Raw genomic sequence first — 14,706 nt, 5'->3', positions numbered from 1 at the left:
GTTGACCGATCAGCGCTGATGGAATTTTCCGAAATATTAAATAACATACTAATTCATATTATTCCGACCTGTCAACCCCATATTATAAAAAAACAGATGAAAGGTTCCCCTTTCATCTCAGATTGTTGACAAAATCCCAAAACGGTTTTGTTTTGGGATTTTGTCATCCTTTCAGCGTGATTGAAAACCCTTGCAGTCTAGGAAGGCCGAGCATCGGAAGCTGACTTTCACAGGATGTGATGACGGCGGCGTTCAGGCAGGACGCCTGAGCAGTTAGCCGCCGATCCTTCTCCTATTCGTGAGCACCGACGCGCAGGCCTGACAACGAATGCGAGGGTTTGTCGACACGCTGAGATGAAAGATTCCTCTTTCATCTGCTGTACAGCCCGTTTTTAACTGTAAATGTTGCCGCCTGCTTTTTTAAATTCCTTCGCCTTCTCTTCCAATCCTTTTTGGATAGCTTTTTCTTCATCAAGGTTGTTTTCCTTGGCGTAGTCGCGAATATCCTGGGAAATCCTCATGCTGCAAAATTTAGGCCCGCACATTGAACAAAAGTGTGCCGTTTTGGCGCCTTCAGCCGGAAGGGTTTCGTCATGGTAGTCACGCGCTCTTTCCGGATCAAGTGACAAGTTGAATTGATCCCGCCAGCGGAATTCAAAGCGCGCCTTTGAAAGCGCGTCATCGCGGATTTGCGCGCCGGGGTGCCCTTTTGCAAGGTCAGCCGCATGGGCAGCGATTTTGTATGTTATGACGCCTTCGCGGACATCGTCTTTGTTCGGCAGTCCCAAATGCTCCTTCGGCGTCACATAGCAAAGCATGGCGGTTCCGTACCAGCCGATCATCGCCGCTCCGATCGCCGATGTAATATGGTCGTACCCCGGTGCAATATCGGTCGTCAGCGGACCAAGCGTGTAAAACGGCGCCTCTTTGCAAATCTCCATCTGCTTGTCGACATTCTCTTTGATTTTATGCATCGGCACGTGTCCCGGGCCTTCGATCATCACTTGAACATCATGCTTCCAGGCGATTTCCGTCAGCTCGCCGAGCGTTTCCAATTCGGCAAATTGGGCCTCATCATTCGCATCGGCAATCGAGCCGGGACGAAGACCGTCCCCGAGCGAAAATGCGATATCGTATGTTTTCATAATCTCGCAAATCTCTTCAAAATGGGTGTACAGAAAGCTTTCCTCATGATGAGCCAAACACCATTGCGCCATGATCGCCCCGCCGCGGGATACGATTCCGGTGACGCGCTTTGCCGTTAACGGCACATACCGGAGAAGGACGCCGGCGTGAATCGTGAAATAATCGACGCCTTGCTCAGCCTGTTCGATCAATGTATCGCGGTAAATCTCCCAAGTGAGATCTTCCGCGACGCCGTTTACTTTTTCAAGCGCCTGATAAATCGGCACGGTTCCTACAGGTACCGGACAATTGCGGATGATCCATTCCCTCGTTGTATGAATATCTTTACCTGTGGACAAGTCCATCATCGTATCGGCGCCCCAGCGGATGGCCCATGTCATTTTTTCCACTTCTTCTTCAATCGAAGAGGTGACAGCCGAATTACCGATGTTGGCATTAATTTTGACGTGGAAGTTGCGGCCGATAATCATCGGTTCGCTTTCCGGATGATTGATGTTTGACGGAATAATCGCCCGTCCGCTTGCCACTTCATCACGAACAAATTCGGGGGATACGTGCTCTCGGATCGCGATAAATTCCATCTCGGGCGTAATGATCCCCTTTCTTGCGTAATGCAGCTGCGTGACATTTTGTCCTTTTCTCGCGCGCAGCGGTTTTCGTTTCAACCCCGGATAGCTGTGACTCGCTTTCTCTTTGCTTTTATAGCCGTTATCCTCCGGCCTTATTTCTCTGCCTTCATATTCCTCAGTATCTCCGCGCTCCCTGATCCAAGTCGCCCGCAAAGGTTTCAGCCCCTTAAGAATATCAACGTCCGCATTGGCGTCCGTATAGGGACCGCTCGTGTCGTAGACGCGGACAGGCTGATTTTCTTCGTCGCCAAACGAACCCGTCGTCGGACTTAACGAAATTTCTCTCATCGGCACTTGAATATCAGGCCGCGACCCTTCAATATACACTTTGCGACTCCCTGAAAAACTTGACATGATCGAGATGTTTTTTTGCTGTACTGACTCCTGTTTCATGTAAAAATCCTTCCCCTCTAAAAAATTGATCAGGACGAAACTCCGGAACAGCACCAGCACAAAAAACCAGGCTCATATGATGAACCTGGTTTGACAGTCAGTAAAATCGCCAGAAGACAGACGGACCATACCCATTCCCCATCTTCTCTCGAATTCTTTTTACTTCCCCACGCTGGTACGAACCAGATCAGGTCCAAAGGGTTAAGAAACGCATGTCTCTCTCTCAGCCCGCATTCGGGCACCCCTAGTAAAGCTATTCAATTCATTTTTTATCCTAACACACCGATTTGGCAAGTGAAAAGGATGGAAAAATATATGAATCTTTTTCACTATAAAAGGGATCGTACATCGGCGCATCCAGCTACTATAAATTGCGATGAAGCACATCGAGTATATGTTTCAAATCCGCCGCCTCAATTTGACCAGGTGCGGATGCTTTTTTAGCCGCGCCGAACGTCACGGCCGAACCAAATACCTCTCCGGCCAGCCGGCTGATCAAGCCTTTTCCGGCCATCGACATCGTGATAATCGGCCGATTCGCATACCGCTCATGCATCATATGAGTCGCCTCAAGCAACATCAGCACATCTGCCGGTGTTTCAGGCATCACAGCGATCTTGGGCAAATCGGCGCCAAGGTCCTGCGCTTTTCGCAGACGGGAAACGATCTCTTCCGCTCTCGGCGTCTTCGCAAAATCGTGGTTGGATATAATGACAAAGACTTGATGCATATGAGCCGCTTGAACTAGTTTTTCAACATCCTGCTCTTCGTTGAACAGCTCGACATCTATCACATCTGCCAGCCCTGTTTTGACTACGGCATGATTCAAGGCAAAGTAAAATTCCCTGCTGACTTCTTTTTCGCCGCCTTCCTCCGCGCTGCGAAATGTAAATATCAACGGGGTATCGTTTAATATTTCTCGAATGTCAGCCAATACTTCTTTCACTTTGTCAACGTCTTCGACATCCTCAAAAAAATCCGCCCGCCATTCGGCAAGATCCGGATTAATGGATTGCAAAAGAGCCGCTTCTTCTTTCAATTGTTCAAGCGTTTTTCCGATGAGCGGCACGCAAATTTTCGGGGCTCCTTCTCCGATGGTCACCCCTCTGATCTTCACCGTATTCATCAACGGCCTCACTCCTGTTCTCTATATTACAAGGGTCTTTGCATTAACGGTACCGAAGATTGGTCGTAAGCACAAGCAGAAATTAAGAAAGAAGGCTAAGCGCTTAAACCACTCATATAACAACACGAGATCACCTTTCGATAGCTTGTTTATTAAAAAATGAATCTACTATTCCTTGCAGAATATGACTCATTTCTTCAGGAGTTTCCTTCCGGCCTCTCTCAAACCATTTTGAAAGGATGTTCCAAAAGCCCCCTGCGCTGAATGAAAGCCCGTACTCCAAGTCGATTTTGCTTTTAAAATGAAAGGTTTCTTCTTTAAATTTTTTATGAAGATCCGGTAGAAGTTCATTATATTTCTCAACAATCAAATAAAACAAATGGTTCTGATGAAGGGCTTGTAAAAAATCGGCATGTCGGCTCCAAAAGTTGAAGTATGCATGTCCAAGACTGGATAAGTCAATATGTTTTTCCTGAACAATGTAATTGGAATACTCACTGCAAAGCTGCTCAAAATAGCGGTCTAATATATCTTTTTTTGAATGGAAATGCCGATAAAATGTTCTTCTGTCTAGCTGCGCTTTTTCCGCTATTTGTGTAATGGTAATGTCTGAAAAGCTTTTTTCCTTCATTAGCTCCAACAATGAAAGCGTCAGCCAGCTTTTAGATTGCTGAGCTGTTTTTGAGGACATTTGGTTCATTATTCCCGCTCCTGTCGCACTTTTTATGGAAGTGTAGCACTTTTCGTTGTCTTATTGACTTTGTTCCCTATGAAATGCCACAATTGTGACACATAAGAGGGGGAATGTAAATGGAAAACATGCAATTTATTGCTTGGATGCTGCCAATCTTATTTATACTGCATGATTTTGAAGAGATGGTGATGGTTGAGGCATGGGGCAAAAGATATCGAAGCAAACTGAATCAACTGAAAAAAGCTCCATTTGGACATGCCAAAACCGCTTCTTTTGTTTGCGCTGTGCTCGAAGAATTTATACTAGCTGTTGGTGTAACTGTTCTCAGTATTTATTTTAATCAATATATTATCTGGTTTGGTTTCTTTTTTGCTTTTACCGTTCATTTCCTTGTTCACATCGTTCTATGGTTCACATTTAAACATTATGTACCCGGCATATTAACGTCGATCTTTATGCTGCCACTTTGTTGCTATCTGCTCACTGCTGCCGCAGAGATAGAAAAATTCAGTTTTCCTTCCATGATCTTATCAGCCATATCCGGAACACTTATCGTCTTTTTTAACCTTAAGTTTCTGCATAAAAAAATGGGGAGAATTCAAGAAAGGCTGGAAGCATATGGCCGCACATGAAAAGTAGGCGCTTACGGAAAACTCCGGCTTGTTTAAAGAGTCCTGTTTCTTTTAACAGCTCCTTTGACTAAAAGTTTCTTTCTCAGTGATAAGCTGACTTCTTGACGGCCGGTTCCACCTTGTACTCTGATTCAGCATGAACTCATCCCACCGATTTCGGAGTTCCCGATAGGCTGAAGGCCTGAAAGGGCTTCCTGCTCAGCCCCTTCAGGCAAATATTAAAGACCGCCTACCTGGATATCGTCGGTCCCGTGACGGGTCCCAAGTTGCTGAATACCCGGTCAAAGCGTCGCATCGCTGTCTCGAGCGGACCGGTAGGAAGCCGTGCAATCAGCCACCCTGTCACCGTCGCCACGGCCGCGACAAACAGATCACCGAATGGAATTGCCCCGATATCATACTTGGCCCCTGAGATTTCAAGAGCCCATATGACAACAAACTGAGCTGCATACATCGTCAACGCTACACGTCCGACTCCCACGAACGGCTTTAGCACGGCAGAAATCTTCTGCGGCACGAGACATGCCAATCCAAGCACCAGAAAGGCAGCCCCAAGCCCCAGCATCGTCTGGAAAGTTGACGCACTGTGCGGAGCTATCGAAAGAAGATTGTGCCACAGCGGCGGCGCCACGTTGTGCGGCCAGATTGCATACTGATCCGGCTCGGCGCCGGCCGTGCCTTGAACACTTACGAGCCACTCTTCGAAGGAACGGCTCAGCCCTGGAAGAACGAAAGTGCCCAATAATTTAGAGACGATAAGCATGATTGTGCCGCTGCTTACTAGCGAAAGTGCGGTACGCATCTTGGTCAAATCGAAGCGCCCGATCGCCATACCGGCGACGAAAGCGGGTGCAAGTGCGAGCGCGGACATCGGACCGCCTGCCATATCACCAAGCAAGTATGCTTCCGACAGGACGCTGCCTCCAAGAATCATCAGCGGCGGGCTCACCGCAAGCAAAACAGCTGCTGTTGTAACGAGCACACGGGTCGAACGACGAATCAGCACCAACGCCAGCACAAAAAGTGCAGCATAGGCGGGCAATATCACCCCGAACGGAGTGTTCAGCATAATGAGCAGATATCCTATCATATCGATAAATACCGCGCGGGCAAGCATCCGCGTCCGAAATGCGGCCGGCTCCATTCCTCGATCCATCATGCGCCCGGCCATGATCGAATAGGAGATGCCGCCGCAAAGCACAAATAGAAGCGTCGTATTCCCGGAAACGATCGAACCGTTCGTTTCGTTCAAGGCGAAGTGCTGCAAATACATCCCGATGACCGCCAGCCCCCGTGCTGCGTCAAGTGCCACAATACGCCCTGTCCCCCTCGATTTTTCACGCGCGATCTTCTGCCCTTCAGCCGAGTCCCGGGTGACAATTTCAACGAGCGCACCGTCCTGAAGCGGAGTTGATAAATCTACAAGCTTTCCGTTTAATTTACCGGCAACCGCATGTTCCAGACCGCAGCTAATAGAAGCAGCGACATCTTCAATGCTCGTTTCCTCCTCAAATTCTCTGACGGACTCGTCAGGCAATTTAATGCTAATTGACAACTGTATTCCTCCTCAAAATGTTCCTTTGTCTATATTTGGATGAGATCTTGCTGTATTCAATATAGCGGGCGGATGTCGCTAAAGTTTGATCAACTTGTAAACAAAACGTAAAAAGGTGGATCGGAGGATTGGAACATATCATTGCATAAAGAAAAGCACCTTGCTAATGACAAGGTGACCTAGTTCTTACTAGAAGCAATTTGGTTTTATAAATATTAAATCGTGGCAAAAGTATGAAGCTCCCCGCCAAGTTAAACAGGTGTTCAGGAAATAGTAAGAGAACAGCAATTACAACACCCCTTCGTACCCATATATTTTTCCCTTAACAAATTGTTGATCAACCATGAAGTTATATTCTTGGTAAAATATTAATATTACTATTGACAAGAAATAAATTCCAACATACAATTAAATAGATTTTATAAAAAGGAGAAAAAAGTATGAAAAAATTTATTTTGAAAATCTTAGTCTCAGTACTTGTAATAAGCTCATTAAGCAGTTTGGGTTTTATTACAAAAAATGATGAAGCAAAGGCTGCAACCAGGGCTGTTATTTACACAACTCAAAAAAAGGCAAAAAAAATTGGTTATACCTTTTCTACAACAAAAACAATTTCTAGAAAAGACCTTAATAAAATTAGCGACTATTTGGATAATAACGATGCATCGAGAAATGCCCAGTTAGGAGTTGTTACTACAATATTAACCGCTCCTCTAAGCCCTTATATTTCTATTGGTGCAGGATTAGGTGCCACTCTGCTCTCTTCATATATAGAGACAAACGGGAAATTAGTTAGTTCAAAACTAAAGAAGTCATCCAAAAAGACATTCAAAGTGAAAATTACTTATAGATATCGATTTGGTCCGAGAGAAGATGGTTATTATTATATTTCAAATGTTAAAATTTACTAAAACAAAAAAATAGCCTTACAGAGGCTATTTTTTGTGCTTAAATTCAATAAACATTACATTAATTAAAATTCCAACCCCCAAAACAAAAAGAAAATAATTAGGCCAATCAAACACAAAAATTAAAATTAACACCAAAATAGAAATTAAACAAAGTCCTATATAATTAATTAATTTACTTTTTTTATTTTTCATTACAATATCGCCATCTCCTTTTTCTAACCTGTACACTGTTCACCAATATCAATAAAGCACTAATTTAATGGTATCGCTTTCATCATTTTATTATGTATCTTTAAATCCAAGATGTCAATATGTCTCTTAAAAATCGACATGGACTGTCTAGTAAAAAGAAGAAAAAATTTAAATTATTCAGATTCAAAAAGATTAACCAGAGATTATATAAAAGGTTAGGCAACGGCCTAGGCTATTATCTTTTATTTTTAGGGTTAATCTCAAGACTTAGCCTCGTAGAATTAGTCAGTTCGCCATTTATTTGAAAAAGTACCAAATAACATCCATGGAATTCTTTTTTATAGCCCCTCATCAAAATATAAAGTCATTAGCAATACCTCCGAAAAGTATTAACTGAATTGAATATTAAGCCGATCACTGTTCACGGATTAAGGTATCCCCATGCAAGTGTACTGCTTTATAGAAAAGTCTCAATTTACATGTAAGCGCAAGGTTAGGACATGCTGATATAAAAACCACATAAAACACATATGCTCACTTAATTAAAGAGCTTCGAGAGAGATAAAACTTAAACAGTAAACATTTTTGAAGATATGGTTGTTGAGGAAGTCAAAAATGCTGAAGAAGTTGAAGATCCGTTTGTATAAAGAATGTGCAAAACCATTTCAAATCGTACCGTTTTTTATCCAATTCTTTAAAAAGAGAAAACGCCCACCGGCTCTCAAAAGCCCTCCCGCGGTTTATTCGATATAATAAGCCATTACAGTCTAGCATAGCGTTTAATTCGTATTTTAGACGTGCGAATTCAAGTTACGAAGGCAACCCAAACCATAAAAAAGACGGCTGTAATAGCCGCCCTCTTACTGTTGTATTTTTGTTTTATGAGCCCGCTCCTCTTGAGGCAAGTAATGTTACTGAGTCTGCTGGTTGGATACTTTCTGCGAGGAAGTCTGCTGCGCTGGTTAAAACGAGTCCAAGCGATGTAGTAAGGAAAGCAGTTACAATAAGTTTTTTCATTTAAAGAACCTCCTTTCCTGTTAGTTTACTTGATTTTATTGCTTTTTCCAAGAAGTATGTGGAATATTTGTAATTATTTAATGAACTGTAGACGTTGGCCACATCCTCAGCAAGCGCCTCAATGTCTACGTAAGCCTCCCTCTCCTCGAGCATTTCGATAAACTCTTTTACTTGCGGTACACCTTCGAGGGGAGCGCTGTAGCATATATTTAGAATCGAGAATTTGAGCGAAAAGTTGATATTATTCGTTTTCTGAGCAAACTCAAAACCAAGATGAACCCACTTAAGCGCCTTATCAACCTCACCTATCTTATAAGTTGACCTAGCTGACTCGTATATGCACTGCATGTACATAATAGGCGCATTTTTTTCGATGTCATCCGTTTTAAATGAGAGGTCGAAATACTCGAGTGCTTCTTCGTGTTTGTCCTCTTGAATTTTTAAAAAGCCGAGATCATAGTAGACAGCCGCCAGCAGATGATTATCGCCCATCTTGATCAGTCTTTCTGCGCAACTCTTAAGCATATTTTCAGCTCTTGTTAAACGTCCGTCGTCTATATAATTGAGTGCGAGCAGCACCGTACAGTTTATCGACTGTGTCTTATATTCTTCATAAGCCCTATAGATGCTCTTCGCGATTGAAAGATGATGAAAAGAAAGTAGAGTTGTTTTCGTAAAATAATAGAGGTTTCCAAGTTTATAATGAAACTCGGCCTTTTCGATTTCATCTTCGACATTATCGAGCTGCCGCTCGGCAACTCTAAAACAATTAAGCGCTTTAGAGTAGTTGCTCCTCGCACTTTCATACATTCCTTTAAAGAGAAAGTAATAGTATCTTAACAAACCGTCTGTCTTCGCCTTATCCTCAGTAAAAGGCGGAAGCTGCGGCTCCCCCGCGACATCTTCCATTAATACTCTGAACCTGTAATCAAGTAGATTAAAGTAAAGCAAAACGTCCTGATCTTCTTCCATTACGTTTAAAAGGCCTTTTATTCTGTCCCTAAGTTCTACGGCATTTGAGACATCTCTCTTTTTTATGTGAACATACCACTGATTGATGAGATTGGCTACGTTCACCGAGGCTACTGTTTTCATTGTCAAACCTCCCACACTTTACTGCCTCTATCGCTATGAGAATATTTTACAGAAAGTTACCAATCTTTGCAAAGAAATTTGTATCAATAATTTACTTTTCGCCCTATAAATGGCTAATAAAAAGTAAGGCCATGCTAATTAACTGTGCGAATACCGCCCGATAGAAGTTACGGCCAAAACTTATCCGCCCTCTTCTCGAATGTTTCTTATTTCAATGACAGGCTTTCTATCGAGAGTAATAAACAGCGCGTCTGTCTCAACATACCCTCGGATAGAAATGTACTTTTTAAGCTGCTTCATCATTGCGGATGTAATCGGTACAATTCTTTCTTGATTCCCTTTTGCATTTCTTTCGTGTATGACTGATTCTTCGATTTTTACATCTTTTAAATTTATGCTTACGAACTCATTCGTCCGAATACCCGTCTCCAATAAAAGCAACATCATCGTATAGTCTCGAATACCTGTGAATGTCCTAAGATTTGGCTGGCTTAAAAGTTGCTTCCGCCTGAACGTAGCGATGATCTGCTTCCGGTCTTTAAGGATCATGCCGGACACTTAGCTGCCGATAGATTTGGTGGCTCTCCTGAATTAGACAATCTCGTTTCGCAGTCCAGTAACGTTAACCAGAGTAAATACAAGAGATTAGAAAACAAATGGGCTAAAGCGATATCTGATTAAGTCGCCTTTGCGTCTTTTTTTGTGTAGGTCAACCGAAATTTCGATAAAAATGAAAGGCATCTCGATTGGCAAGTGTTTGTTCTTTCGCGAATACTCGGCGTGAATGTCGAAGAGTTATTCGAGGTGAAGATCGAAGACGTCACGAATAGGTCGGCGTCTTTTTAGTGTGGCGAAAACAGAAGTCGTAAAAAGTGGCTTCAATCGTAGGAAATGCGGCTCTCAGCCTTTACGCCGCCAAACTGAACGAAGATGTCGAGATCCGCAAGCCACAGACGCAAAGCCGGGCGATCGGATTAGCGTGACTTTTACGAAGGATCAATACAAAAATGGCAGTGGATTTAAGGCGTTAAGGTTATCGAATAACATACGAAATCACGGCGGCTCCTACGATTTAATTTCGTAGTAAAATCGTTGAAATGTCGATCAATAAAACACGCAGCTTTCTCTACAGACTATCTCGACTGCTTGGCGATGTGAACGCGGTCAAGAAAGGAACGGTCGGAAAGCAGACCGGAAAAGCCTGTACAAACTGTTTAAATACCGCCAGCCACGGCGTCTTTTTTCTTCCGTTGAAACAGCCGGAAATAGCGTATTCTAATAGTCGGAGACCGGGCGTTTTTTAACCTCCTCTCTAGATAAATTCACCAAATTAAAACTAGTCATTAACGGAATATCCTCCCTCTGGTAGAATTGTGAAACAGAGGGTGGAATAAGCATGCAAAAGAAAAAATTATTTTCATTCACTATGGCTTTTTGTTCAATTATTTTACTAGTCGCCACTTTTCCATTAAATGTTTTCGCTAAAGAAACAATTGAAGATCCGAATCCTTTAGAAGGGATTAAATTCACCAAAATATCCGAAAACGCATCATCATTCAGAATAGAAGAAGGCGGTAAAACATACGAATACGTAATAGAAACCTTAAATGCAAATACTAAGGATACGAAGGTCAGAGCAAAGAAATATTCTGTATCTAAGGACGGAAAGAAAACACTTTTAGAAAGCTCAACCGCTTCTGCTCACAAAGAGAGCAGTGCGTATGCGCTGGCTGGCTGCCATGGTGTAACGGGGTCTAAAGTGAGTTGGGCTGGCACTAGGTACAGCCTTTATCTCAGCTCTTGTATAACCAAGAAAATAGTTAATGTAATAAACGAAACTAAAGATGCAACATCCGCTATAGCAGGAATTGGAGCAGTCCTGATCACAGTCGCTAAATTTGTACCTTACGTCAGCGCGATTTCCGGAGCGCTTTGGGCAGTAGGGGCTGGTTTTAGAGCGATTTCCGGGGACGGAAAATATGGAATAGGTTTCCACTTCGCGAGGAATCCATTCACCGGAGAGGTTATCGAGGGCATCGGTGTGCCTTGGCGACAATAGAGCGGGAGGGAAATTAAGTGTTATATAGAGTTTTATTAAAAATGGCGATCCTAATTTTCGTCATAAACTATTTCGCTCTTCCAACGTTTTTTAACATAGAACCAGATAGTAGCGGAACATTTATTGGCCTCATTTTGATGTGTATAGTCATTATGAATCTTTTAGACCGAAAACAACAATAAAATTAAAAAGCGCCCCAATGCGGGGCGCTTTTTCGTTCATCTACGGTTTCTTCACGTTAACCATCGCAAGCAACGTCTTGTCAGGCGTCTTGGACTGCCGATAAAACACGTTAGGATTAAGCGTAAACCTTTCCGTCTCAGTTCCAACCTTCCTTCACAAAAACCTCCACAAATTCTCCGCCACTTCATTCTTATCTAAATATAAATATTTAGTCGTTACCGAAAGATCACTATGTCCCAGCGCTCTTGAAATGTCAGTTAAATTTGCGCCTTTTTCAAACAAGGATTTCGCAAAGCCCCTTCTTAATGCGTGCGGATTTATATTCTTTAATCCGTACTCACGCGCATACCTGTTCAACCGTTTTTGAATATTGTTATTCGACGGCCCTGTTGCTATTTGATCACCGTACTTTGTTATAAACACAAATTTATTATCCTTTTTATAGGCTCGGCGGATTTCGTCGTTTTTATTCACCAGTACAGAGAGAAGCTGAACAAGAGTCTCATCATAGGGCAGTAGTAAAGGTTCGCGATTTTTAACGATTTCACCACTTAACCGAAGCAATGCTCCATTAAAATCGATATGTTCCTCTTTTAAGTTTGCGAGCGTCTCTACGCACATACCTGTTTTATACATAAGAAGCAATGCTGTTGCATCACGTAGCTGTACAAAGTCGGTTAAATCTAATAACGAAAGTAAGATTTTTATTTCCTGATCCGTCGCCCTTCTACCGAGAAATTTTTTTCATTTGAGTCACGATATTTCCTTCCGTATTTTCTTTTTGTCTTCCTTGGCCTATTTAACCCGTCTACTACGGCCTATTTAACCCGTCTACTACTGATTTATTAGCGAATATTGTTGTCTTGCGAGAGATTCTAACGACAGATGAGTATATCGTAATACCATACGTAAATCTTTATGGCCGATATGTGATCGTACCCTTTCGCAAACTCTTTCGCTTTGTGTAGCCAAGAAAAGCTTAATCGCACCGTCGATTGTTAAAGTGTTATATTCGATCGTCTCAACCGCGATATCGACCTCGCGGGCATTTAAACAATTACTTCTTCGTTTAGACATAAAAAAATCGCCTCCCTTCTGTTTAAAGGAAAGCGATAGGCACATGACCATTTGCCGTGACGTTTAACGCAAAAAAGCGACGATAAAACAGCGATTAATACACCGAAATACCGTCACTTTTGCATTCATTGATACCGGTGGTCGGGGTCGAACCGACACTCCCGAAGGAACACGATTTTGAGTCGTGCGCGTCTGCCAATTCCGCCACACCGGCATGTGTGTGATCAATGGTGCCGAGGGCCGGACTTGAACCGGCACGGTAGTCACCTACCGCAGGATTTTAAGTCCTGTGTGTCTGCCAATTCCACCACCCCGGCACGAGGCAAATAAGGCGACACCCGGATTCGAACCGGGGATAAAGGTTTTGCAGACCTCTGCCTTACCACTTGGCTATGCCGCCATCATTTTAAGAATTGGAGCGGAAGACGGGATTCGAACCCGCGACCCCCACCTTGGCAAGGTGGTGTTCTACCACTGAACTACTTCCGCATTTTAACTAATATTCATCTTATCATATGCAGGATGATAAAGAAAGATGAAAACTGGGCTAGCTGGATTCGAACCAGCGCATGACGGAGTCAAAGTCCGTTGCCTTACCGCTTGGCTATAGCCCAATATTAAGGGCGATTGATGGGAATCGAACCCACGAGTGCCAGAGCCACAATCTGGTGCGTTAACCACTTCGCCACAACCGCCATAAATTGTGAATTAAAATTGGCAGGGGCAGTAGGAATCGAACCCACACCGGAGGTTTTGGAGACCTCTGTTCTACCGTTAAACTATGCCCCTAAAAACATGGTGGAGGGGGACGGATTCGAACCGCCGAACCCTGAGGGAGCGGATTTACAGTCCGCCGCGTTTAGCCACTTCGCTACCCCTCCAGAAACAGTGCCGGCCAGAGGACTTGAACCCCCAACCTACTGATTACAAGTCAGTTGCTCTACCAATTGAGCTAGACCGGCAAATGGTGGCTCGGGACGGAATCGAACCGCCGACACACGGATTTTCAGTCCGTTGCTCTACCAACTGAGCTACCGAGCCTTTATTTAAAATGGCGGTCCGGACGGGACTCGAACCCGCGACCTCCTGCGTGACAGGCAGGCATTCTAACCAACTGAACTACCGGACCATTTTAGTTGCACCCTTCGGGTACTCCTCATTTAATGAGTAATTTGGTTGCGGGGGCAGGATTTGAACCTGCGACCTTCGGGTTATGAGCCCGACGAGCTACCGAACTGCTCCACCCCGCGATAATATGATTTTCATAGAAATGGTGGAGGATGACGGGATCGAACCGCCGACCCTCTGCTTGTAAGGCAGATGCTCTCCCAGCTGAGCTAATCCTCCGCAGTACAGGACGTACAAGTGCATGCGTTGCAACAGGACGTTGCGATCTTAGCATGCCTTCCTTGCCTTTAAAAGTACAAGTGCACATTGCAACAGAGCGTTGCGCATTTAGCATGCCTTCCTTTAAAAAACTCAGGCGTTCACCTTCTGCTTTTCAACATGCTGTCCAAAGAGTAATGGTGACCCGTACGGGATTCGAACCCGTGTTACCGCCGTGAAAGGGCGGTGTCTTAACCACTTGACCAACGGGCCAGATGTATTTAAAGTGGCGGAGAGCAAGGGATTCGAACCCTTGAGACGGCGTTGGCCGCCTACACGATTTCCAATCGTGCTCCTTCGACCACTCGGACAGCTCTCCAATAAATGGCTCCGCAGGCAGGATTCGAACCTGCGACCGATCGGTTAACAGCCGATAGCTCTACCACTGAGCTACTGCGGAATAAAGCCTGCCTGGCGATGTCCTACTCTCGCAGGGGGAAGCCCCCAACTACCATCGGCGCTGAAGAGCTTAACTTCCGTGTTCGGCATGGGAACGGGTGTGACCTCTTCGCCATCATCACCAGACAATTTAGTGACAAAGATCATTATACTATGTATTTGAAAAAATGCAAGAGCATTTTTAGAGAAATTATTCTCTCAAAACTAGATAA

The 14,706-nt window shown here is 43.9% G+C and carries 12 protein-coding genes, 16 tRNA genes, 1 rRNA gene, 1 pseudogene and 1 riboswitch; of the genes and pseudogenes, 5 read left to right on the top strand and 25 right to left on the bottom strand.

All coding sequences use genetic code 11. The features are described 5' to 3' along the window. Positions 1-392: 392 nt before the first annotated feature. The 3 genes from thiC to BTA31_RS01690 form a co-directional block, all read right to left on the bottom strand. The gene (thiC, locus tag BTA31_RS01700; RefSeq protein ID WP_076788601.1) at positions 393-2,168 is read right to left on the bottom strand and encodes a phosphomethylpyrimidine synthase ThiC; all 1,776 of its coding nucleotides are present in this window, start codon (positions 2,166-2,168) and stop codon (positions 393-395) included. A gap of 147 nt (positions 2,169-2,315) precedes the next feature. After that, a riboswitch (TPP riboswitch) is annotated at positions 2,316-2,424 on the bottom strand. A 108-nt stretch (positions 2,425-2,532) separates the two neighbouring features. Next, positions 2,533-3,294: a type I 3-dehydroquinate dehydratase gene (gene aroD / locus BTA31_RS01695; protein WP_076788599.1), complete on the bottom strand. Its 762-nt coding sequence runs from the start codon at positions 3,292-3,294 to the stop codon at positions 2,533-2,535. Between the two features lie 130 nt (positions 3,295-3,424). Continuing rightward, positions 3,425-3,994: a TetR/AcrR family transcriptional regulator gene (locus BTA31_RS01690; RefSeq protein ID WP_076788597.1), complete on the bottom strand. Its 570-nt coding sequence runs from the start codon at positions 3,992-3,994 to the stop codon at positions 3,425-3,427. 110 nt (positions 3,995-4,104) lie between these two features. Between BTA31_RS01690 and BTA31_RS01685 the strand changes: the two genes are divergently transcribed. Beyond that, the gene (locus tag BTA31_RS01685) at positions 4,105-4,620 is read left to right on the top strand and encodes an HXXEE domain-containing protein (protein WP_076788595.1); all 516 of its coding nucleotides are present in this window, start codon (positions 4,105-4,107) and stop codon (positions 4,618-4,620) included. A gap of 229 nt (positions 4,621-4,849) precedes the next feature. Here BTA31_RS01685 and BTA31_RS01680 read toward each other — a convergent pair whose 3' ends face one another. Further along, positions 4,850-6,175 (bottom strand): TGS domain-containing protein, encoded by a 1,326-nt coding sequence (locus tag BTA31_RS01680; protein WP_076788592.1) that lies wholly within the window; start codon positions 6,173-6,175, stop codon positions 4,850-4,852. 440 nt (positions 6,176-6,615) lie between these two features. Here BTA31_RS01680 and BTA31_RS01675 point away from each other — a divergent pair, with 440 nt between their 5' ends. Next, positions 6,616-7,086, top strand: a complete 471-nt coding sequence (locus BTA31_RS01675; RefSeq protein ID WP_043927287.1) for a hypothetical protein — start codon at positions 6,616-6,618, stop codon at positions 7,084-7,086. Between the two features lie 483 nt (positions 7,087-7,569). Further along, a pseudogene (locus tag BTA31_RS23835) lies at positions 7,570-7,798 on the top strand (site-specific integrase); the annotation flags it as partial. Positions 7,799-8,157: 359 nt separating this feature from the next. Here the strand turns inward: BTA31_RS23835 and BTA31_RS22935 are convergent. The 3 genes from BTA31_RS22935 to BTA31_RS01660 form a co-directional block, all read right to left on the bottom strand. Then, entirely contained in the window at positions 8,158-8,295 is a 138-nt protein-coding gene (locus BTA31_RS22935; protein ID WP_167370602.1) for a hypothetical protein, read from the bottom strand. Beyond that, complete coding sequence (locus BTA31_RS01665; protein ID WP_076788589.1) at positions 8,296-9,390, bottom strand: Rap family tetratricopeptide repeat protein; 1,095 nt, start codon at positions 9,388-9,390, stop codon at positions 8,296-8,298. A gap of 180 nt (positions 9,391-9,570) precedes the next feature. Further along, positions 9,571-9,939 carry a tyrosine-type recombinase/integrase gene (locus tag BTA31_RS01660; protein WP_076788586.1) on the bottom strand — a complete coding sequence of 123 codons (369 nt, stop codon included), beginning with the start codon at positions 9,937-9,939 and terminating at the stop codon, positions 9,571-9,573. Between BTA31_RS01660 and BTA31_RS01655 the strand changes: the two genes are divergently transcribed. Both BTA31_RS01655 and BTA31_RS01645 read left to right on the top strand, forming a co-directional pair. Continuing rightward, complete coding sequence (locus BTA31_RS01655) at positions 9,889-10,071, top strand: DNA/RNA non-specific endonuclease (protein WP_239693115.1); 183 nt, start codon at positions 9,889-9,891, stop codon at positions 10,069-10,071. The two genes, BTA31_RS01660 and BTA31_RS01655, sit on opposite strands and share 51 nt — an antisense overlap. 715 nt (positions 10,072-10,786) lie before the next feature. After that, on the top strand, positions 10,787-11,449 hold the full coding sequence (locus BTA31_RS01645) for a hypothetical protein (protein WP_076788583.1): 663 nt from the start codon (positions 10,787-10,789) through the stop codon (positions 11,447-11,449). Between the two features lie 336 nt (positions 11,450-11,785). Here the strand turns inward: BTA31_RS01645 and BTA31_RS01640 are convergent, their stop codons facing one another. The 18 genes from BTA31_RS01640 to rrf all read right to left on the bottom strand — a co-directional run bounded on the left by BTA31_RS01640 (position 11,786) and on the right by rrf (position 14,620). Beyond that, positions 11,786-12,340 (bottom strand): tyrosine-type recombinase/integrase, encoded by a 555-nt coding sequence (locus tag BTA31_RS01640; protein ID WP_083698252.1) that lies wholly within the window; start codon positions 12,338-12,340, stop codon positions 11,786-11,788. Positions 12,341-12,841: 501 nt separating this feature from the next. After that, a tRNA-Leu gene (locus BTA31_RS01630) sits at positions 12,842-12,923 on the bottom strand. Between the two features lie 14 nt (positions 12,924-12,937). Then, a tRNA-Leu gene (locus BTA31_RS01625) sits at positions 12,938-13,026 on the bottom strand. Positions 13,027-13,038: 12 nt separating this feature from the next. Beyond that, positions 13,039-13,109: transfer RNA gene (locus tag BTA31_RS01620), tRNA-Cys, on the bottom strand. 14 nt (positions 13,110-13,123) lie between these two features. Continuing rightward, a tRNA-Gly gene (locus BTA31_RS01615) sits at positions 13,124-13,198 on the bottom strand. Between the two features lie 53 nt (positions 13,199-13,251). Then, positions 13,252-13,323 (bottom strand) — tRNA-Gln (locus BTA31_RS01610). Positions 13,324-13,331: 8 nt separating this feature from the next. Next, positions 13,332-13,404 (bottom strand) — tRNA-His (locus BTA31_RS01605). Positions 13,405-13,424: 20 nt separating this feature from the next. Continuing rightward, positions 13,425-13,498, bottom strand: a tRNA-Trp gene (locus tag BTA31_RS01600). Positions 13,499-13,505: 7 nt separating this feature from the next. After that, positions 13,506-13,590, bottom strand: a tRNA-Tyr gene (locus BTA31_RS01595). An 8-nt stretch (positions 13,591-13,598) separates the two neighbouring features. After that, a tRNA-Thr gene (locus tag BTA31_RS01590) sits at positions 13,599-13,671 on the bottom strand. 3 nt (positions 13,672-13,674) lie between these two features. Further along, positions 13,675-13,750, bottom strand: a tRNA-Phe gene (locus BTA31_RS01585). Between the two features lie 11 nt (positions 13,751-13,761). After that, positions 13,762-13,838 (bottom strand) — tRNA-Asp (locus BTA31_RS01580). Between the two features lie 44 nt (positions 13,839-13,882). Continuing rightward, positions 13,883-13,959 (bottom strand) — tRNA-Met (locus tag BTA31_RS01575). 21 nt (positions 13,960-13,980) lie between these two features. After that, positions 13,981-14,056: transfer RNA gene (locus BTA31_RS01570), tRNA-Val, on the bottom strand. A gap of 177 nt (positions 14,057-14,233) precedes the next feature. Continuing rightward, positions 14,234-14,308: transfer RNA gene (locus tag BTA31_RS01565), tRNA-Glu, on the bottom strand. Positions 14,309-14,322: 14 nt separating this feature from the next. Further along, positions 14,323-14,414: transfer RNA gene (locus BTA31_RS01560), tRNA-Ser, on the bottom strand. 6 nt (positions 14,415-14,420) lie between these two features. Beyond that, positions 14,421-14,495, bottom strand: a tRNA-Asn gene (locus tag BTA31_RS01555). Positions 14,496-14,504: 9 nt separating this feature from the next. Next, a 5S ribosomal RNA gene (gene rrf, locus BTA31_RS01550) occupies positions 14,505-14,620 on the bottom strand. Positions 14,621-14,706 lie beyond the last annotated feature (86 nt).

It is taken from the genome of Bacillus haynesii (genome assembly GCF_001969855.1).
In the GTDB taxonomy this organism is placed as follows: Bacteria; Bacillota; Bacilli; order Bacillales; family Bacillaceae; genus Bacillus; species Bacillus haynesii.
Note: the sequence above shows the minus strand (reverse complement) of the source record. Positions and strands in the feature narration are given on the sequence as shown.